The following is a 19,350-nucleotide window of genomic DNA, read 5'->3' on the forward strand; positions in this document are numbered from 1 at the left end:
CCTGCGACGTACCTCGCGCCTGATCCCTGCCACGGAGGCGGGCCGACGCACACTCTAACCTGCTTTCGTGTCGAACGGCCAGTGATCGGCGACGGATCCTCGTCGTGCTCATCGGCCGCGCAACGGCCAACCGACGCCTGGGATTCGGCAGGGCCGACACTGCGGCGTTATAGAACCAATCCAAAACGGGCGCAATGCCTCGGGACCGTGGCGCAGATTTTTATGATGGGTTTCTCACCGCGCAGTGATCTGGCGAAGGCAATTTTCGGGAAAAACTTAGCCTGAAGCCGTTCGTGGTGAGGTTCTCGAACCATGAACGGCTTCACGCTCAGAGGCTTCGTGTTTCCCGTTCATCATTCGACCCTTCGACCCTGCGACCCTGCGACCCTTCGACAAGCTCAGGACTCAGGACTCAGGACTCAGGACGAACGGGAAACCCTTCACTGTTCGCCTGATTCGTCTGAGTTTTTCGCTTCGTCAGGTCAAACTGAATATTGCTGGCCCCCCAAACCCCAAGGCGGCGATCACCCCCCATCTATGCGAAAATCGCCACCCAGCCGTCGATTCCGAGGTTAGCCGTTCATGTCCCAGGAGGCTCCGTCCCCCCGCTTTTCCCCGCTCGCCCCGCCGCTGCCGGGACGTCCCGGCGAGCGTCTGCTCTGGGGTCGGCTTTATGGCGCCGGCGCGGCACTGGCGATCGCCAATGCCGCGCGCCAGTTCGCCGGGTTGATCCTGGCGCTAACCGAGGATGTCCAGGCCGCCGCCCGCCTGCGCGCGGAACTCGGCTTCTTCCTCGCCGGAAGCGACCGCCCGGTGCTCGGTTTTCCGGATTGGGAGACCCTGCCCTACGATGTCTTCTCGCCCCTGCCCGAGTTGGTCTCCGAGCGCCTGCTGACCCTGCATCGCCTGCCCGATCTGCGCGCGGGGGTGCTGGTGGTGCCGGTGGGTACCCTGATGCAGCGTCTGCCGCCGCGCGACTATGTGGACGGGCAGTCGCTGGTGCTGGCGGTCGGCGACCGGCTGGATCTGGACACCACGCGCCGACGCCTGGAACGGGCCGGTTATTCCTGCGTCTCCCAGGTCATCGGACACGGCGAATACGCGGTACGCGGCGCGCTGTTGGATGTCTTCCCCATGGGCAGCGAGGTGCCGCTGCGTATCGACCTCTTCGACGCGGAGGTGGAGAGCATCCGCACCTTCGACCCGGAGAGCCAGCGCTCGAAGGAGAAACTGGAGCGCATCCGACTCCTGCCAGCCCGTGAGTTTCCGTTCACGGAAGAGGCCATCGCCGGTTTCCGTCAACGCTATCGCGCCAGCATCGAGGGCGATCCGCAGAACAGCCTGATCTATCGCGAGGTCTCGGAGGGGCGCACCCCCGGCGGGCTGGAATCCTATCTGCCGCTCTTTTTCGAGCGGACCGCGACCCTGTTCGACTATCTGCCCGAACGGGTGCTGGCCCTGGAACCGGAGAGCTGCCGCGAGACGGCGGCGAGTTTCTTCGCGGCGGTCGGTCAGCGCTACGAGCAGCGCCGCCACGACCGCGAACGTCCCCTGCTGCCGCCCAACCGGCTCTATCTGATGCCCGACGAACTCGCGGGCGCGCTCAACCGATTGTCCGGCGTGCTTTATCAGTCGCCGGAACTCCCCGACCGGCGCAAGGGATACGCCGCCGCCTGCAACTTCGCCACCGCCACCCTGCCCCCGCTCGCCATCCAGGCCCGCGCGACCCAGCCGGCGCAGGCGCTCAGGGACTTTCTCGCCACGCCCGATCAGCGCGTGCTGTTCGTCGCCGAAAGCGCCGGGCGACGCGAGCTGCTGGCCGAGCACCTGCACGGTTTCGACATCCGCGCCAAACCGGTTGCTGGATGGCAGGCATTCATCGCGGGCGAGCCAGGAATTGGATTGACAGTCGCGCCGCTGGAACAGGGGCTGCGGCTGGAATCGAACGACGGCGCACCAGGGTTTGCCCTGATCACCGAAACCCAGCTCTATGGCGAACGGGTGCGCCAGGAGCGACGCCGCCGCGAGCGAGAGCGCGACAGCGACGCCATCGTGCGCAACCTCACCGAGCTGACCGAGGGTGCGCCGGTGGTCCACGAGCAGCATGGCGTCGGGCGCTATCTGGGCCTGCAAACGCTGGAGGTCGGCGGCCTGACCACCGAGTTCCTGGCGCTGGAATACGCCAACGGCGACAAGCTCTATGTCCCGGTCAGCTCGCTGCACCTGATCTCGCGCTATACCGGCGCCTCGCCCGAGCACGCCCCGCTGCATCGCCTCGGCGGCGATCAATGGGATCGGATCAAGCGCAAGGCGGCGCAAAAGGCGCACGACGTGGCCGCCGAATTGCTCGACATCTATGCCCGCCGCGCCGCGCGCCAGGGCGTCGCCTTCCCGGATGGCGGCGACGAGTACGCGGCCTTCGCCGCCGCCTTCGCCTTCGAGGAGACGCCGGACCAGATGCGCGCCATCGAGGCGGTCATCGCCGACATGGCCGATCCCAAACCGATGGACCGGGTGGTCTGCGGCGATGTCGGTTTCGGCAAGACCGAGGTTGCCATGCGCGCCGCCTTCATGGCGGTCAATGGCGGGCGTCAGGTGGTGGTGCTGGTGCCCACCACCCTGCTCGCCCAACAGCATTTCGAGAACTTTTCCGACCGCTTCGCCGACTGGCCGGTCAAGGTCGAGAGTCTCTCGCGCTTTCGTACCGCCAAGGAACAGAAAAAGATCCTGGAAGGATTGGAGGACGGCACGCTCGACATCGTGGTCGGCACCCACAAGCTGTTGCAGCCGAGCATCAAGTTCAAGAATCTGGGGCTCGCCATCATCGACGAGGAACACCGTTTCGGGGTGCGGCACAAGGAGCAGTTGAAAAATCTGCGCAGCGAGGTGGACATCCTCACGCTCACCGCCACCCCGATCCCGCGCACGCTGAACATGGCCATGTCCGGGATGCGCGATCTCTCGATCATCGCCACCCCGCCGGTCGAGCGCCACCCGATCAAGACCTTCGTCAGCCCCTGGAACGACGGGCTGATTCAGGAGGCGGTGCTGCGCGAGCTGAAACGCGGCGGGCAGGTCTATTTCCTCCATAACGAGGTCGAGACCATCGAGAATCAGGCCCAGAAGCTGGAGGCGCTGATCCCGGAGGCGCGCATCCAGGTCGCCCACGGCCAGTTGCGCGAACGCGATCTGGAGCGGGTCATGCGCGACTTCTACCATCAGCGCTTCAACCTGCTGGTCTGCACCACCATCATCGAAAGCGGCATCGACGTGCCGAGCGCCAACACCATCGTCATCAACCGCGCCGACAAGCTGGGGCTGGCCCAACTGCACCAGTTGCGCGGACGGGTCGGGCGCTCGCATCACCGCGCCTATGCCTATCTCATCACCCCGCCCGCCAAGGCCATGACGGCGGACGCCAAGAAGCGCCTGGAGGCGATCGAATCGATGGAAGACCTGGGCGCCGGCTTCACGCTCGCGACCCATGATCTGGAGATTCGCGGCGCGGGCGAACTGCTGGGCGACGAACAATCGGGACAGATTACCGAGATCGGTTTCACGCTCTACATGGACCTGCTGGAACGCGCCGTCGCGGCGCTCAAGGCCGGACGCACGCCCGAACTCGACCGTCCGCTCGATCACGGCGCCGAGATCGACCTCGGGCTCCCCGCCCTACTGCCGAGCGACTATCTGCCCGATGTCCAGACGCGCCTGGTGCTCTACAAACGCATCGCGAGCGCTCGCAACAGTGACGAACTGCGCGAACTTCAGGTCGAGATGATCGACCGCTTCGGCCTGCTGCCCGAACCGGCCAAGAATCTGCTGGAAATCACCGAACTCAAGCTCAGGATCCAGCCGCTCGGGATCCGCAAGATCGAGGCCGGACCGGCGAGCGGACGCATCCTCTTCAATGAGGCGCCCAACATCGACCCCGCCAACCTGATCCGGCTGATTCAGACCAAGCCGAAGGAATTCAAGCTCGACGGCGGGGACAAGCTCAAATTCTTTCGGGAGATGGCCGAACCGCGACAGCGGTTGCGGGCGGTCGGCGCTGTGGTGGAGCAGTTGGCGGGGTAGCCATCACTGCCATTCAGTTAAGCCGTTCGTGGTGAGGCAGAATCTGGCCTACATGGACCGCTTCTGGGTAGCCATCACGGCCATTCAGTTAAGCCGTTCGTGGTGAGGCAAAATCTGGCCTACATGGACCGCTTCTGGGTAGCCATCACGGCCATTCAGTTAAGCCGTTCGTGGTGAGGCCCTCGAACCATGAACGGCTTAACTGAATGGCCGTGGGGGTAAACCTGGGAGCGTGGCGCTGGCCCAGACTACAATCGACCCATCGCCACGCTCGCCCAAGGCCATCTCATGCCGACACTCTTAACTTGAAATTCCAACCGATACCTGGCCGATGCCCACCGATCCCCCCGAACGATTTGCCGCCGAGGCCCGTTTTCTGCTGGCCTTGAAGCTGTTCGAGTTGGGGCGGGTGTCCTCCGGCAAGGCCGGACGCCTCTGTGGCATGGGGCGAGTCGAATTCCTGTTGGCCGCCAGTCGCGCGGGAACGCCAGTCGTCACACTCTCAACCGACGAGATGGCGTCTGAGTTTTCCTGGGATGATTGATCGACGAACCGCGCGGACGTCGGATTGCCCACCAGATCAAGCTCGACGGCGTGGATAAACTTAAGTTCTTTCGGGAAATGCTGGACGCAGCGCGGCGCATCCTTGAGGTGCGGCAGGTTGTGGAGAAGTTGACCGAATAGGCAATCTCCAGCCGCATGAATCGCAGTCATCAGCCCAATCCACGATACGCATTCATATCATGAGGAATTCCGATGCAAGCCATCGAACTTGTTACCCAGATTTCCGCCGAGCACGAGCTTCATCTAAGGCTTCCGGAACACACCGCAACCGGGTCGGCGAGGGTTATCGTGTTATTCGAGACCGACGTATCGTCGAGTCATCGGGGCAATCTTGACGATTTTCTTGACAGCCTTCCGCTCAACCGGAGCGGCGGTATCGGTCGCGACGAGATCATGCGCGGAATCGATGAAGAGCGCGCCGGCTGGGACGAGCATTGATGGCCCGCCTGTATTTAGACGCCTGCATGATCATCGACCTGGTGGAAGGTGATGCCGAACAACAGAAAAGGCTGAAAGCCGCTCTGCGCGGACAGGATGTGGTCAGCAGCGAGTTGGCTCGACTGGAAAGCCGGATTGGTGCGTTACGCGCCTGGCCGCCGCGGGGAGAGACCGTATCCGCACCTTGACATGGGGTGACTTCGACGGATCGACCGCCGACGCGACGACATCAGACGCCTGACGTCCTCGCAAACGGCACAATCAATGGTTAGCCCGCACAGGAGTCCAATATGCTCGAGTGGTACGAAGCAGTTGATGCGCTAAAACCACGAATGGTCCGAATTGCTACTCCGGTTGGAACTGGTTCCGGCTTCCTTCTTCCTTGGCAAAGCAAGTCTGGTCTTTGCGCGGTTGCTACGGCAGCACACGTTGTTGATCATGCCTTCTACTGGGAACAACCAATTCGCCTTGATCAAGTAGAAACAGGGAACTCTGTGCTGATTCGTCAAGAGCAACGAGCCATTTTTTCGAACGCATTGCTGGATACGGCAGTCATTGTCTTTGAGCGCGGCGCTATCAGCCAACCGGATGGGAATCTCGAGTTTGTCCCGGAAGAAAAGTACCTTCGTGTTGGTAACGAGGTGGGGTGGCTTGGGTTTCCGGCAATAACGCCATCACTATGCTTTTTCAGCGGACGTATCAGTGCATGGCGACAAGATGAAAAGGCATATCTCATTGACGGCGTAGCTATTAACGGAGTCAGTGGAGGTGTGGTTTTCGCGCTCGATATCGATAAACCAAGGGTCGTCGGTGTGGTCTCTGCATATGTTCCCAACCGTGCCACCGGCGAGGTTCTTCCTGGGCTTGCTATCGCTAGAGATGTGTCCTACCTGCATCAGCAAGCGACAAATTTCGCATCTCTTGATGAAGCGCGTTCTGCGCAGTCCATTCCTGAACCACCTGTTGCGCAGGCCGTTGAAAGTGAAATACCGTCGACGCCCACACGCGCAGGCTAACTCGGCGCTTCAGCCGACCCCAGTTACGCTCCGCTCTGCTGCGCTTCACCGTGGCGGCTGAGCTTGGACGTTAGGCGAGAAGAGGTTGCTCGGAATCCGTCGAAGTGAAACTTGATTGGGACATAAAGAAAGCCGCAGCCAATTTGCGCAAGCACGGCGTCTCTTTTCAGGAAGCGGGAACGGTGTTCGGCGATCCCATGGCGCTCACATTTGATGATCCAGACCACTCGGTAGGTGAGAGACGCCTCCTTACCTTTGGCGTCACCAGAACCTCCAAATTCTTGATCGTATGCCACACGGAAGAGGCGGGCATCACCAGAATCATCAGCGCTCGCGAGATGAACAAGCGTGAGAGAAGAATCTATGAAGAAGGCTAAACCCAAAGACGATGAGATGCGCGCGGAGTACAAGCGAGAGGATTTGGGAGTCGGTGTGCGGGGCAAATATTATCGGTCCTACATCGAGTCTCACAATCTTGTCTTGTTAAGACCAGAAGTCGCGGAGGCATTTCCTTCTGAGGAGGCCGTCAATGACGCTCTGCTATCTCTCATCAGGATAGCGAGGGCATCAACTGGCCTAACAAATGGCTCAGCGCCGACCCAAAACCGCGCGCCAAGCTCTGAGTAATCGCGCAGCGGCGTTTCGGCGCGGTTTTGGGCTGGCTAGCCAAGACGTTAGGCACCATGTACGGAGTCCCGGAAAAGCTTGATTTATGGACGACCAGCTACTTAAAAAATATCTCCAATACGCCAGTACCGAAGAGGCATTTGCAGTTCTCTTTGTGAAAAAGCATCTCGCTCAAGCAAAAGGGCATTGGGTGGATATTGTCGACTGTCGACGATATGAGATGTCGTCGGATAATTTACATTTCCGATTCGTGATTGGCGGCCTATATAAACGAAAAATTCAACCACGTTATCCTTCAAAATCCGCATACACCATTGATGGAAAATTTGACGAGCACGGGTATTACTTAATGGTGCGAGCCTTAACATGGGAAACCGCGCACAAGGACATTGAACAGCAAAAATCAAAGAACGAGGCGTCGCGGAAATTCAAGATAACAGGTACAAGTTACGATAAGAATAGAGGCAACAAAGACTTTTTCCGGAAGGACGCGCCACCGGAAATAAAGGTGCTTGCGAATAATCTTAACGACCGCACAAACCCACTATGGGACCAAGCTCTGAGATACGCCAACAAGCCAGAATTTATTTATGAGATTAAGAAAATTTACATCAATTAGCACGATGCCTAACACGCGCCTCAAGCCGACCCCATACTGCGCCCGCAGCTTTGCGCTTTCATTCGACCCCATCGCGGCGCAGTATGGGTCGGCTTACGCTTGACGTTATGTCTTAAACGCGCACTTTGAATTACGACCAGCGGTAAGAGCAATGCGCTATTTGGTTTATATCGACATTCTAGGGTTTTCTGAACTTGTACAACGCGATGCCTCCACAGTGGAATGGCTCTATAGCGTCATAGACGACCTAAATGCTCATCGACATCATGCATTTAAGACAATTGTGTTTTCGGATACAGTGCTAATCTATTCTGATTTGTGTTGTTCTGATGAAAGCTGTCATGAATATATGTCCATGTATGCTATTGAGTTCTCGCAAGACCTGTTCTACCGAATTTCGAGGCGTGGTCTTTTCTTTCGGGCTGTGATTGACTATGGCGATTTCGAGCATTCACGGCTGAGAAATTGCGAAAAGTTTTATGGAACATCCCTGATTAGGTGTTATCAGCTAGAAAAGGAGGTTCCATGTATAGGAACATTTATTACGGAAGCAGCGTCCCAGCATCAAAATATATTCCCGATGTCGCGCTATACTGAAGCTCTTTGGTTTGTATATTTCCAGCAAAATTACTACCGCTTTTCTGAAAACTACAAAGGTTGGCCCAATTTGTCGTTGTCCGTTCTAGATCAGGAGCTATCCACGCATCTGATAGCGCAAGAGATGTATCTTTTTAAGATTTTGACGAAAAACGCTAGGGAACACGCGCTTCCAAACGTGAGGCAAAAGTACCAAGCTTATTTGGAATTCTATCGATCGAGATATCCTTGGCCATTGAATGACTGGCAAACGAATGGTTTCGGGATGCAATCTATTGGAGTCAAGGGAAATTGGCGCTCGGTATACAGGGATGTGATCGCGGAGCAATATTGACATAACAAAAAGCTCAAGGCGACGCAGTACCGCGCATCGAGCTATGAGCCGTATTAGAGCTTTTCGCAAGGCGCGGTACTGCGCTCCTTAGCTTGTCGTTAGGCACAAACAAGGAAAAACAATGAAAGTAAAGTTATACAGAGGAGCATCACAGCCAAAATACCTGCTATATCTTGCTGCTGATGCTGACATATCAGAATTGCCTGATGACGCAAAGGGGGCAATTAAGGCTGTTGGCGATCTCACATTGATCCGTGAAGAAGATTTGTCACAGAAGAGTGATGAGTTCTCAAATGAAATTAAAAATAACATAAAAGAAAAAGGCGCCTTTTTCTCCAAATTGGAAGTAAGATTTGAAGAAGTACGATGCGGCCCACCAAAATGATGCCATCGCGGTAGGACGGCCAACACAGATTAAGCCTATTTTGTCAAATTAGAACCAATAAAGGTAATTCGAAATGCTGAAACTAGCAAAGATAGTGATTAAGTCTCTGCAAGGATTTTTTCGAGAAGAGATCGAGATGTCTCGCTCAGAAATGGGATATAGAGTACAAGAGGATCAAGTTAAAAGATTGCTTAACCGATTCGCAGGGTTTTCCACAGTCGAGATAACCGATGTCTATGGAAGACCAATAACACTGCCATTGCGGCGGGGGGCTGATGGTGGCATTGATGTTATTTTTACAATTTCAGCGCCTACTGAACATGGCGCTTCGATCGTTTACGGTCGTGTGCGTAATATTTTGCTAAATAATGACTACTAGTGAAATGCCATGAAGAGAATCGCGTTAGAGTTTAAATACAGGCAAACACGATTGTCACGCCCTCAGGTAGACACTATTGTAGGAAACGCCATCAGAAACAATATCGTAAGCGCGTCAGACCCAAATTCCGGTTGCGTGATAATAAAGTGTCATACAGCAGCTAGCACAGCGTTTGCTGCGGCAGAAGAATGGACCAGGAATGGAATTGAGGTGCACATTGATGAATGTTTGTCAGTATATGACGAGCAATTTGGTAGGTAACTAAAATGGGATCAATATTAGACTTTTATCTTGACGAGGCAAGCATTGATGCAATCTCGATTCGATACAACGAAAAGTGTGATAGGTATTCGATCAGAAGCAAAAAAAATGCGGAAGACCTGGATCGTGCATCTATCTATTTTACGAAAAAGAAACTTTTTTTAGAAAAAGGAGATGTAAATATCGCTCAAGGAGAAATGCCTAGAGCTGAGCAAGCAATTTGCATTTTCATATCGAGCGATCAATATGAGCCATTTGTAAATTTCTTAGAAAAAATTTGCAAAGAAAGACTGCGCGAATCAATCGAAGCCCATGATTCTAAGAAGACTAGCGATCCTGAGCTTGAAGATACTTTAGATTCTTTAATTGAAATTTTTGAGTTTCGACGATTTGTCACAAGATACTTTTCAGTTAAAGGCGATAAGAAATATCAAAAAAAATGCTACTACTCCATTGTATAGCTAAATAACCACAATCTATAGCGGTGGTTTTTATAAATGGCCTAACAAGTACCTAAAGCCGACCCCATACTGCGCGCGTGGCTCAGTGCTTTCATTCGGCATCACAGCAGCGCAGTATGGGTCGGCTTAGGTTTGACGTTAGAGCCACAAGAAATCATGACTTTGAGCTACCTTGCAGATATCGTCACGCTGATCGCGGGTGCCATGACAATACTCGGCTTGAGTGGATTGCTGTCATGGAGCTATTTTCACAAAAATGAATCGCCTTTGTCTGAGCGTGTGCTTACCATTTTCGCGTATTCAATAAAAACATCGTTGGCATGCGTGCTTACGTACTACGCTTATTGGCTCTGGTCATGGTTCTATTTATGGTTGCTTGTCGATTTCTGGGGCAGTGCCCTTCATATGGCCAAGTTCTATTGGAATCAAGAGGAAGCTCCTAGGTATTTATTTGCATACTTTTTCTCACTCGCTTTGTTTGTACCGTTATACGTCTCCAGCGTCATTGCGTTGTACTCGTCTTCGTTTGTGCCGATTAAGCGTTTGGCTGTAGCAATCTTCAAAAAGAACAGTGAAAGCTCTAACAAGTAGTTCCAGCGGACCCCGAACACTCCGCGGCTTGCTGCGAATGCCTTCGGCATTATTTCGCAGCAAGCCGCTGCGCATTCGGTGCCGCTGAACAAGGCGTTAGGCAGCAAACTGCGCCGTTTCCTGTGCAACTTAAGATTACGGATTTTCCACTATGCGATCTGGAAATAAGAAAGGTGACTCTTGGCCATCAGACGGGCATGATCATCGGGATTTAACTCGAGAGAGTATCTATTTAAACGCTAAGATCGAACGTTTCCTCGACAGCGACAGGATATCTCTAATCATTGCTAGTAAGGGCATGGGAAAGACCCTCCTGATACGCGTTAAGCACACAGTTCTTACTTCTGAGAGTGACGGATCACTTTTAATCCCGTCTGGCACGTCTACTGAAAAGCTGCAATTTGACGAGCCGAAAATAAAATCAACTCTCGCGCAAATCGGCTTCGGCAGCTTGCTTCTCTGGAAAGGCATCTGGTCAGCATCAATACTGCTGTCGGTACTTGCTCACATTTGCGCAAGAAGCGATGAGCCAGAGAGCCGACTCAATCTGCTGATCGATAGAATAGAGTCACTTGATATTGATGATGATTTTAAGAACGAATATCTTCGATCTGTCCGCAAAGGCGAATTCTATCTACCCTCTCACTATCTTGGAATATTTTTGCATCGCTACACCGAAAAAGAGTTACAAAAATTTCTGCGCACCAGCAACGCATTCGATGATCTATCAGTGCATTATGTTACAAGTCAAGTCATTATATTAATTGATGCGTTTGACCAAGCGCTTCGGGAAGCATTTCCCGAAAATGTTGAGGCATGGCAATTTGGTCAACTAGGATTGGCAAAAGCTGCCCACTCCCTGTTCACTACAAACCACCATATTAAGGTTATCGCGACTATTCGGCAAGAAGCTTGGGCAGCTCTTGTCGATGACGACAAGGAAGTCATAGAAGGAAAAGCGATTATCCTCGATTATTCAGCTAGAGAGCTAAAAACCCTTTTCACTGCAGCCGTGCAGCGGTACGCAGGAAAATCTTCGGTTCAGGAGTTTTTGGGCGTTGAAAAAATACAAAATACCTACTGCAATGAACAGGAAGACCCATTTGCCTATATTTACCGTCACTCGACAGGCTCCCCTCGCGCCTTGATGCATTTCGGTAAAGCGCTAGACGATACTCAATTATTTAAACTTGAATCTGACGAGCGGGCGGAGGAAATCCGAGATCAGGTTGATACTATCGCGGCCAAAAGCATATTTGACGATTACCTGACAAGCCAAAAAACACCATTTCTGAAAACCCTAACTGACTTAGGGAGGCTGCGCATTTTGCTGCGCTTGATTCCATCTAACGTGCTCACTGCAAGCTCTTTAAAGAGTATCAACGACGAGTTTGCGAAGCGGATTGGCCTGGCACCTGATCTCTCGCATCCATTTTGCGAACTCTTCAACATCGGACTGCTTGGCAGAGTCCAACAAAACGCAGCATCCGGCGGAGAGTTTCAGTACTTCAGAAAGCCTTTTGAATTTGACTGGAATCAGAAGGAGATACTTGTCGAGAAGGCGATCTATTTGCTTCATCCAGGCCTAACGAGTTCAATCTGTAGAGAACGCGGAATGAACCTTAACCGCGTAAACATTATTGGCATAGATCGCAAATGGCTGTCTAAGGGCGAGCACAATGGTGTTCCGAAAATTTTCCTTTCTCATTCGTCAATTGATAAATTATTTCTTGAGAAGATTCTTCCATTATTAGAACATAGGCTCAATCTTAAATTTCCTTCGGATTTTTGGCTTGACAAGTGGAAGATCCGACCTGGTGATGATATTCATCAAAAAGTAGAACTTGGCGTCGCCGGATCGGATATTGTCATTCTTTTTGCTTCAGCTAATAGCCTAGCATCCGGCTGGGTGGAGAAAGAGTGGAGAACAAAGCATCTTGAGGAGATCAGTAATGGTGAAATACGGGTAATCGTTGCGATAATTGACGGGACGAGCCCGAAGAAATTGCCGGAGTTCTTGAAGTCAAAGCTCGCAATCGTGTTGTCCGAAACCGATTATGAATATTCCGTTGGTGACCTAGCTGAAAGCATAGGCTATCACGCATCCACGCATTTGGCGCGGCTGTTCCCGAGTGGTTGTTAAACGAAGTCGCTTGGGGGGCGCAAATTGCGGGGATAGTTCAGTTCATTTATGCTGCAATGAAGATCAGCCGAACCTTCGCCTCAAAAGATGGGTTTGCGGCGTAGGTTGGGTTGCCGCTTTTGGCAACCCAACAATTAGCAATAATCGCCTAACAAGCGGTTAAAGCGCGGACCCCGCAGAGGCGACGGAGCTTATTCTGCTAGGCCGTGCCAGCGGGGCCGCTTAACCTTTGCGTTATGAGGAGTACAGAACCCCATGCGTGCGACCCGTTTTCATCTCGTCAGACTGCAAGCAAAGATCGCGATACTCGTCATGCGCTTTTTGAGCGACATCAATGCGCTCTTTGTCGCCGCTTTTTTCGGCGGCTCCCAATTCTTTCGCAAGCTTCATGAGGACTCGAAAGTCCGTTACCATACTCATAACACGCTGCTCCAGCCGACCCGCGCTCCAGTGTCGGCGTTTTATCTGTGATGTCATACCGGCGCGGGCGGCTGACCAGGGTGTTAGGTAAAAAAGGCATTGACAGAAGAAATGATGAAACCGCATGAAATAGCCAACCAACTTTATGATGCCGCTACCCCAATAATTAGAATTAATTCCCTTACCAGTCGGAAGTGGCGGAGAAACGATCAAAAACAATACCCCCGCACAGGTCCATGGCACGCAGCTAATTATGACGTCCTAGATCGAGATGCGTGGCTGAGAAAACATGCATGCATCTACTTTGTCGGCGGCGATGATGGGCTAATGAGATATACAGGAATTTCACGCAACGGCATAAAGGATCGTTGGAGAGAGGCACCCGCCGTTGATCCCGAGACAGGTAAAAAACTCCCAAAAAATGAATTGCACCATAGCCAATGCTGGCCACACATAGAAAGAGAGTACCAAAATAAACCCGGATGTGTTTTTGAGGTTCGGACTATGGCAGGAGCAAAACTCGCTTCAGTTCTAAAGCAATTGGGTCCGCCGTTGTCTGGTTTATTAGTGTTAGACAATGATCATGAAGGGCTTGTCAGTGCAGTGGAGCGCTGGATTTGCAATAACCAGCTTGTAACTTGGAATAGTGCAATGACGAAAATACGGAATATAACCTAACAAGCGGTTCAAGAGCGGACCCCGCAGACGGCCCGGTGCTCATTCTGCCACGGCGTGCCAGCGGGGCCGCTTAACCGATTCGTTAGGCATACCGTAAATCATGGATACATCTCAACTAGAGCACATAGCTGAAGATCATATTTGTTCAAGGCTTCAGCAGCATGGAATTCTTGTGGCTAAACCAAAGTTCGACATACTTGGCACGGATTTGCTTGCGTTTACTGATATGAAGGATGGCATTAAATTTTGCCGTATTCAAAGTAAGGGGCGTTCCCTGCTTTCTTCTGCCTCTAGTAATGTCACAATTGCAAAGAACCATGTCAGCAGTGGCTTTATTGTTTTTTTGTATCTGGTTTTTTGTGAATCAGACCAGAGGCTATATGTGTTTTTTGAATCAGACATCCAGCAGTGGAGTACTAACTCGAAACAAAAAGAATACAAGCTCTCTATATCAGCTACCACTGCGAAAGAAAATCTAAAGCACTATGAATACGATGCTTCAAAAGGGAAACTAATTAAGGCAGTTATCGCGAATGCCGAGGCATCTGGTGAGTTTCATCGGCTAATTTACGGTTGTGTTAGTGCAACATTACCGCCAATGGTTGGCGCTGCTTTTGGTACGGTGATTAACCAAAATGACTAGCGCTACTAATCACAAAATCGGACAAAATTTCGCTGCAACTAATTTCCCTGATGTAGTGGCCGTTAACTGTATCTTCTAAGAATTCCGTTTGACAAGGTTAAAAAATGAATAAATTATTATTAATATTAATATTTTTTCTTCCAGGACTAATAAAAGCTTCTCCTGTCTTTTATACGTTTGAGGGGTCACTCACTCAAATTCAAGAACAGCACTTTGACAATAATGGGTTTAATAATGGTCCAACAAGCTTTGCTTTTCCTAGTTCAAGTGTAACTACCGGGCTTGCAGTAGGCCAGTCTGTTTTCTATGTTTTTGAAGTGGATTTTGACTATAAAGGTATAGCCATATTACCTGATGGCAGCATAAGTACAGCATTTCCTTATTATAGTTCCACACGGACATACTTCTATGCAAAGTATCTTGAGGGATCTGTCCCTGAGATTTCCACATACGGGATTGAAGACAATTACCTTGGGATGGAAAATAGATATGGCGTAACTCAAACAAACGGTGTTGGCAGGTTACTAGGGGGACTAGAATCAAATCGGATTGAAATTGCAGGAAATCAACATGTTCAGGATTGGACTTTAGGTAAAGTGCTAAGCGGGCAAAATATTGCATATCTTTCCGATAACTTACGAGAGGTCTATCAGTTATCGCTAGAGTTGTCTAATATTTTTTCGGTTAATCCAGTTGGCGTCCCTTTGCCAGCCACTTTAGCTTTGCTCGTTATTGGTTTTGTGATTCTTATCCCCTATATTTTGCCTTCTACTAATATCGAAAGAGCAGAAAATCGGGGTCAAGTCTTACAATCAAGAATCGCCTAATTCTACTTTGTTACTTTAATTCAAACGCATTGACTATCCCGTCGCGGTCAGCTTGTAATAACGCTCGATATCCTTGCGCCTTTGCTCATGCCTGACCCGCATTTGCTGGATTCTTTTTTCGACCGCATCCGGATCGTTGAGTAGTAAAGCGATGATGAGAAGCCGAAGATCACGGCAACTCACCAATGGATAATCGGTTTTGTGCAAAAGACGCTCTTTAACAATAAAGGACAGCGACAACATCACCAGCGCCATATGGTGGTGCCAGGCATTCCATTTTCTGACTTGATAATCTGACATTCCTAATTCGCTTTTGGCTTCTTGAAATGCCCGTTCAACCCAATAGCGCTGTGCTTGCATGTAAGCCAGCCTTTCGATCGGGGTGCTCCGATAATCGACATTACTGAGTGAGTATTTGATCTTGTTGTCCGCGTGATTTCGGCTGATGACCAATACCCGCTCGGTCACGCGCTCCGACTTGCCATCCCAAACCCACACGGGAGCGGTATGAACGGACAGCGTGATCGGCCCTTTGGCCCCATTGCGAACGGCCATCGTGCGCCATTGGAAAGGATAAAGATGGTCGGCATACCATCTCACTTGCGTGGGGTCGCGATCAGCTTGAAGTTTGGTTGGCTTTCGTCCTCGCCCAGCGGATTCCGGAACCGATAGAATGGGTTTGAGGGGATAGATCATCTGATCGCAATGAACATCAAGCAGAAAATTTAACCCTATGTTATCTAAAGAAACACCAAGCTCTAACCCGTGTCCGTACAGGCCATCACCGCCCACCCAACCAATGTCTACGCCCGCCGCCAGATCGGATTGAATCATCTCCAGTGCGAGTTCGATCTTCGTTTTAAACTGACGTGCCTCTTCAGGAATACCCGCTTGGTCACATCGCTTTAAATCAGCGGTCCAGGACGTTGGAAGGAACAACCGCTCATTAATTAACGTGCTCTGTGATTCCCAAACTAAGCTGGCATAAACGCCCACCTGGCAATTCTCAACCTTACCAATGACACCGGCATATTGCCGCGCGACGCCAACGGAATACTTGCCTTTCTTGAGATGCGCTGACTCATCAATGATGTAGCCGACATCCCGACCGCGATAATTCGGCTGATTCGCATACAGACTTGAGGTGTCTTGGGCGATCGCACCGATGAGGTTTCCCGCCGACCACGGTGAATCTGTGATGAACTGTTGGATCCGTTGATAACCATCACCACCGGACACATCAATTTCTTCGTTGATGCGTTCGAGATTCCGTTTTCCGGCTTCAGTTTTGAGAAGACCCATGATGTAAGCTCGACTCAGTTCATGACCATCAGCTGTTTCGTTTTGAAAAAATTCGTGATAATCCTCCAGATGAGCGGAGAGGTTACCAACCATGTTTTTTAACATCGCATCGGTTTCGCTACCAATCGCGTTAGCCATGATCTGCCATTTCCAAATAAAATTTTCCCTGAAAATAATATTTGAAAATCATAAGCTTATGTCAAGCTAACAAAGTAGAACTAACAAGCGGTTAAAGCGCGGACCCCGCAGACGCGGCGGAGCTTATTCTACAATTCCGTGCCAGCGGGGCCGCTTAACCTATTCGTTAGGGCGGCGAGCGCAGTACCGAGGCCGATGGCGACGCTTTTCCTGCGGCGCCTTTGACAAAACCTTTGTCTTGAGATAACAGAGCCAACAACCGTTTTCACAATAGAGGCAGATCGATGAGCAATGACCACATCATGAGTTCGGTTGGGGCAGTAATTGTCAAGACAACAAGCCGCTGTAACATGAAATGCGATTATTGTTATGAGAATATTTCTGCTGCCTCAGAAAATGGCGATATGCCTTTATCTGTTTTTTATCAAATGATTGATGAAGTCAACGCCAACTCAAAGATGAATCGTATAGTTTTTATTTTGCATGGCGGAGAACCTACATTGATGTCGGAAGAGTGGCTTGATTCCGCTGTTGGATATGCGCATTTGCGCGCAAAAGAAACTGGGAAAACTTTTATCTTTAATTTGCAAAGTAACTTTAAGTCTATATCCACACCAAAATTAAAAAAAATCAAGCAATTGGAATTAAACTGTGGCGTAAGCGTTGATGGGCCTGGACTAGCCAACAGCTTAAGGGGATCGCAAGATTCGACAATTAAGAACATCAAAAGAGCGAGCCAGTTAGGGTTGCATATATCTGCCCTACTTACTATCAATCGCTCTAATTATGCTGACATGGCTTATACCCTTGCTTGGCTTGATAGCGAACTAGCAATAAAGGTGTTTAAGGCAAACATTTCGCATTCCGTTGGAAACGGTTTGTTGCTTCCAGAAATTTCTACAGAACAAGTATATTTTGCGCAGAAAGCCATTTTGGATTATTTCTGTGAAACAGAGGGAAGGGGTCTTTTAGAGATTAATCTGCTATCGGAGGTTTATCGCTATTTCTCAGGAAGAGGGAAAACGACTCTCTGTGGTGAAAAGAGATGCGGGGCTGGGAAATATGTTATTGGCGTTACCCCTAACGGCGACATCCTTCCCTGTGGGAGGTTTGATTGGAATGATAAAGAAAATAGATTGGGCAGTCTTGGCGCACTCAATGATGACTGGTACATCGCCAAACTAAACTTGTTCCACAATGATCACCAAGATAATTTTGCCAAATGCGAGATTTGCGATGCAAGAAAAATATGTTCTTACGGCTGCCAGGCTTTTATAGCAAGATCTTCGTCAAAAAGGAACATTGAATGTGGTCCAACTATTTTACGGCTTGCATATTACCGACAGAATGAGGGTCGCCTTAGACTTGCGCTAGATAATGCAATTGCCAGAAACATCCTTCCATTTGCTTACATGAATAATTCTGATTATTCTGATGGCCCTTATAATGACTACCCCGATTCTTCTTATCCGGACAGAGCGTACAACGATTACAGCGACTGCTCGAGCGCCTCTAAAGTGAATTAACGGTGAAAAGGGGCCCGAGAATAAGGGGTCGTATCCCTTACACGCCATTTCTCGGATCGCCGAAAGAACCAAATGCCTAACCAGCGGGTAAAAAGCGACCCCAAACCGCGCGTTCCGCTCCGCGGCAATCCGCAACGTCGTGCCAACGCGCGGTTTGGGTCGCTTTACCCTTGTCGTTAGGCAACTCTGTACAAACATTCTAAAAACCTGACATGAAAAGAAACGACGTCATAGCTTTCGTTGCGGTTTCAACCTTCGCTCTCGGCGGATGCGTGTACACCCCCCCTGGAAACTCATATGATACCCCCCAATCATCAACGGCACCGAAGGTTAAGTACCCATCAAAGTGGACCTATCTAGCATCAAATGGGCAATCTAAGAACTACGTCGACCCCAGCACGATCATCCACGACGGACAATACTCTATGGTTTGGGGAAAAACAGTGTATGACAAACCCCAGCGAGCGTTCTCCGGTGGCACTTACCGTTCGAGCACATCGTTTTATATATTCATATGCCGCGAGCGCAAGTGGGCCAGTGGCTCGCTAGCCGTCTACGCGGGTAAGGAACTCGACGGCCAACGCGTTGCAATTCAAAAAGCAAACGACGCATCCGAGCTAAAATGGATTCCTATTAAGCCTGGAACGACCGCTGATGCTTTCTATGAGATCGCATGCCAAGAAAATGAGGAAGTTGTTCGGCGAGTCATCGACGAGGGAAGTTCAACCAACGCAACGCGTCGCTCCGTGGCACCACAGCGAACTCAGAATAGAATCAAGCCATTTTCTCAAATGACGGAGGAAGACAAGCGTGCACACATGGAATATATGAAACGGATCGCAAGTCCGGGTTTAACAGAATTCGACGCGATGGATAAACAGACAAGATTGAAGATGGAAGAAACAGCGCTCGCGATCATGCTTGAGGACAAAGGAAGAAATGATGAGAAAGAAAAACAGATACGACAAGCGATGAGCGAGGATGCGCGGCTTGGGGGCACCCCACAGCAAAGGAGGGCTATGGTCGACTACATTATAGCGGCGGGAGCTGAATCTGTCAGAGTCGGCGGGCATGACATAGACCTATCAACGCGTGCGTGTAAGCAGAATATTTCGGGCAGGCTGGATACCACGGAACTCTCGACGGCGATTCAATATTGCGAAGTATGGGCTCTCGCTTTAATCGTAAGAGCGCATGATCATGGAGCGATCACTGCAATGGAAGAAGCAATTCGCCGGAACAAGACGTCGGACCCCAATTAACAAGAGGCCAGTTCCGGCCAGTTCCGGGGACGCCAGTTGCCAGTTCAGCGCGGTTGGGGTGA

21 protein-coding genes are annotated in these 19,350 nt (G+C 51.0%); 20 read left to right on the top strand and 1 reads right to left on the bottom strand.

Annotated elements, in window-relative coordinates; all coding sequences use genetic code 11:
• Nucleotides 1-582: 582 nt before the first annotated feature.
• The 18 genes from mfd (at nucleotide 583) to THIVI_RS24475 (ending at nucleotide 15,060) form a co-directional block, all read left to right on the top strand.
• Nucleotides 583-4,077: a transcription-repair coupling factor gene (mfd, locus tag THIVI_RS05980; RefSeq protein ID WP_014777733.1), complete on the top strand. Its 3,495-nt coding sequence runs from the start codon at nucleotides 583-585 to the stop codon at nucleotides 4,075-4,077.
• Nucleotides 4,078-4,408: 331 nt separating this feature from the next.
• Entirely contained in the window at nucleotides 4,409-4,621 is a 213-nt protein-coding gene (locus tag THIVI_RS05985) for a UPF0175 family protein (RefSeq protein WP_014777734.1), read from the top strand.
• Nucleotides 4,618-4,761, top strand: coding sequence for a hypothetical protein (locus THIVI_RS24455; protein ID WP_014777735.1), 144 nt, complete (start codon nucleotides 4,618-4,620; stop codon nucleotides 4,759-4,761). Before THIVI_RS05985 ends, THIVI_RS24455 begins: the two co-directional genes overlap by 4 nt.
• A 72-nt stretch (nucleotides 4,762-4,833) precedes the next feature.
• Complete coding sequence (locus THIVI_RS05990) at nucleotides 4,834-5,079, top strand: hypothetical protein (RefSeq protein ID WP_014777736.1); 246 nt, start codon at nucleotides 4,834-4,836, stop codon at nucleotides 5,077-5,079.
• Nucleotides 5,079-5,267: a hypothetical protein gene (locus tag THIVI_RS05995; protein ID WP_014777737.1), complete on the top strand. Its 189-nt coding sequence runs from the start codon at nucleotides 5,079-5,081 to the stop codon at nucleotides 5,265-5,267. Before THIVI_RS05990 ends, THIVI_RS05995 begins: the two co-directional genes overlap by 1 nt.
• Before the next feature lie 102 nt (nucleotides 5,268-5,369).
• A complete protein-coding gene (locus tag THIVI_RS23400; RefSeq protein ID WP_014777738.1) occupies nucleotides 5,370-6,095 on the top strand; it encodes a trypsin-like peptidase domain-containing protein in 726 nt (241 codons plus the stop codon).
• Nucleotides 6,096-6,199: 104 nt separating this feature from the next.
• Entirely contained in the window at nucleotides 6,200-6,472 is a 273-nt protein-coding gene (locus THIVI_RS06000; RefSeq protein ID WP_014777739.1) for a BrnT family toxin, read from the top strand.
• A gap of 335 nt (nucleotides 6,473-6,807) precedes the next feature.
• Nucleotides 6,808-7,341 carry a hypothetical protein gene (locus tag THIVI_RS06005; RefSeq protein ID WP_014777740.1) on the top strand — a complete coding sequence of 178 codons (534 nt, stop codon included), beginning with the start codon at nucleotides 6,808-6,810 and terminating at the stop codon, nucleotides 7,339-7,341.
• A 151-nt stretch (nucleotides 7,342-7,492) separates the two neighbouring features.
• Entirely contained in the window at nucleotides 7,493-8,272 is a 780-nt protein-coding gene (locus THIVI_RS22555) for a hypothetical protein (protein ID WP_014777741.1), read from the top strand.
• A gap of 121 nt (nucleotides 8,273-8,393) precedes the next feature.
• Nucleotides 8,394-8,657, top strand: coding sequence for a hypothetical protein (locus tag THIVI_RS24460; RefSeq protein WP_157174369.1), 264 nt, complete (start codon nucleotides 8,394-8,396; stop codon nucleotides 8,655-8,657).
• Between the two features lie 73 nt (nucleotides 8,658-8,730).
• Nucleotides 8,731-9,036: a hypothetical protein gene (locus THIVI_RS24465; protein WP_157174370.1), complete on the top strand. Its 306-nt coding sequence runs from the start codon at nucleotides 8,731-8,733 to the stop codon at nucleotides 9,034-9,036.
• A gap of 266 nt (nucleotides 9,037-9,302) precedes the next feature.
• Entirely contained in the window at nucleotides 9,303-9,758 is a 456-nt protein-coding gene (locus THIVI_RS24470; RefSeq protein WP_157174371.1) for a hypothetical protein, read from the top strand.
• A gap of 156 nt (nucleotides 9,759-9,914) precedes the next feature.
• Entirely contained in the window at nucleotides 9,915-10,349 is a 435-nt protein-coding gene (locus tag THIVI_RS06015; RefSeq protein WP_014777742.1) for a hypothetical protein, read from the top strand.
• Nucleotides 10,350-10,500: 151 nt separating this feature from the next.
• Nucleotides 10,501-12,492 carry a toll/interleukin-1 receptor domain-containing protein gene (locus tag THIVI_RS06020; protein ID WP_014777743.1) on the top strand — a complete coding sequence of 664 codons (1,992 nt, stop codon included), beginning with the start codon at nucleotides 10,501-10,503 and terminating at the stop codon, nucleotides 12,490-12,492.
• A gap of 255 nt (nucleotides 12,493-12,747) precedes the next feature.
• On the top strand, nucleotides 12,748-12,963 hold the full coding sequence (locus THIVI_RS06025) for a hypothetical protein (protein ID WP_014777744.1): 216 nt from the start codon (nucleotides 12,748-12,750) through the stop codon (nucleotides 12,961-12,963).
• Between the two features lie 48 nt (nucleotides 12,964-13,011).
• Nucleotides 13,012-13,590 (top strand): hypothetical protein, encoded by a 579-nt coding sequence (locus THIVI_RS23410; RefSeq protein ID WP_217160942.1) that lies wholly within the window; start codon nucleotides 13,012-13,014, stop codon nucleotides 13,588-13,590.
• A gap of 100 nt (nucleotides 13,591-13,690) precedes the next feature.
• The gene (locus THIVI_RS23415; RefSeq protein ID WP_014777746.1) at nucleotides 13,691-14,233 is read left to right on the top strand and encodes a hypothetical protein; all 543 of its coding nucleotides are present in this window, start codon (nucleotides 13,691-13,693) and stop codon (nucleotides 14,231-14,233) included.
• Nucleotides 14,234-14,337: 104 nt separating this feature from the next.
• A complete protein-coding gene (locus THIVI_RS24475; protein ID WP_014777747.1) occupies nucleotides 14,338-15,060 on the top strand; it encodes a hypothetical protein in 723 nt (240 codons plus the stop codon).
• A gap of 33 nt (nucleotides 15,061-15,093) precedes the next feature.
• Here THIVI_RS24475 and THIVI_RS22560 read toward each other — a convergent pair whose 3' ends face one another.
• Entirely contained in the window at nucleotides 15,094-16,500 is a 1,407-nt protein-coding gene (locus THIVI_RS22560; RefSeq protein ID WP_014776674.1) for an IS701 family transposase, read from the bottom strand.
• Between the two features lie 284 nt (nucleotides 16,501-16,784).
• Here THIVI_RS22560 and THIVI_RS23420 point away from each other — a divergent pair, with 284 nt between their 5' ends.
• Both THIVI_RS23420 and THIVI_RS24480 read left to right on the top strand, forming a co-directional pair.
• On the top strand, nucleotides 16,785-18,026 hold the full coding sequence (locus THIVI_RS23420) for a radical SAM protein (protein WP_014777748.1): 1,242 nt from the start codon (nucleotides 16,785-16,787) through the stop codon (nucleotides 18,024-18,026).
• Between the two features lie 212 nt (nucleotides 18,027-18,238).
• Nucleotides 18,239-19,288 carry a surface-adhesin E family protein gene (locus THIVI_RS24480; protein ID WP_014777749.1) on the top strand — a complete coding sequence of 350 codons (1,050 nt, stop codon included), beginning with the start codon at nucleotides 18,239-18,241 and terminating at the stop codon, nucleotides 19,286-19,288.
• Nucleotides 19,289-19,350 lie beyond the last annotated feature (62 nt).

Source organism: Thiocystis violascens DSM 198, assembly GCF_000227745.2.
Classification (GTDB): Bacteria; Pseudomonadota; Gammaproteobacteria; order Chromatiales; family Chromatiaceae; genus Chromatium; species Chromatium violascens.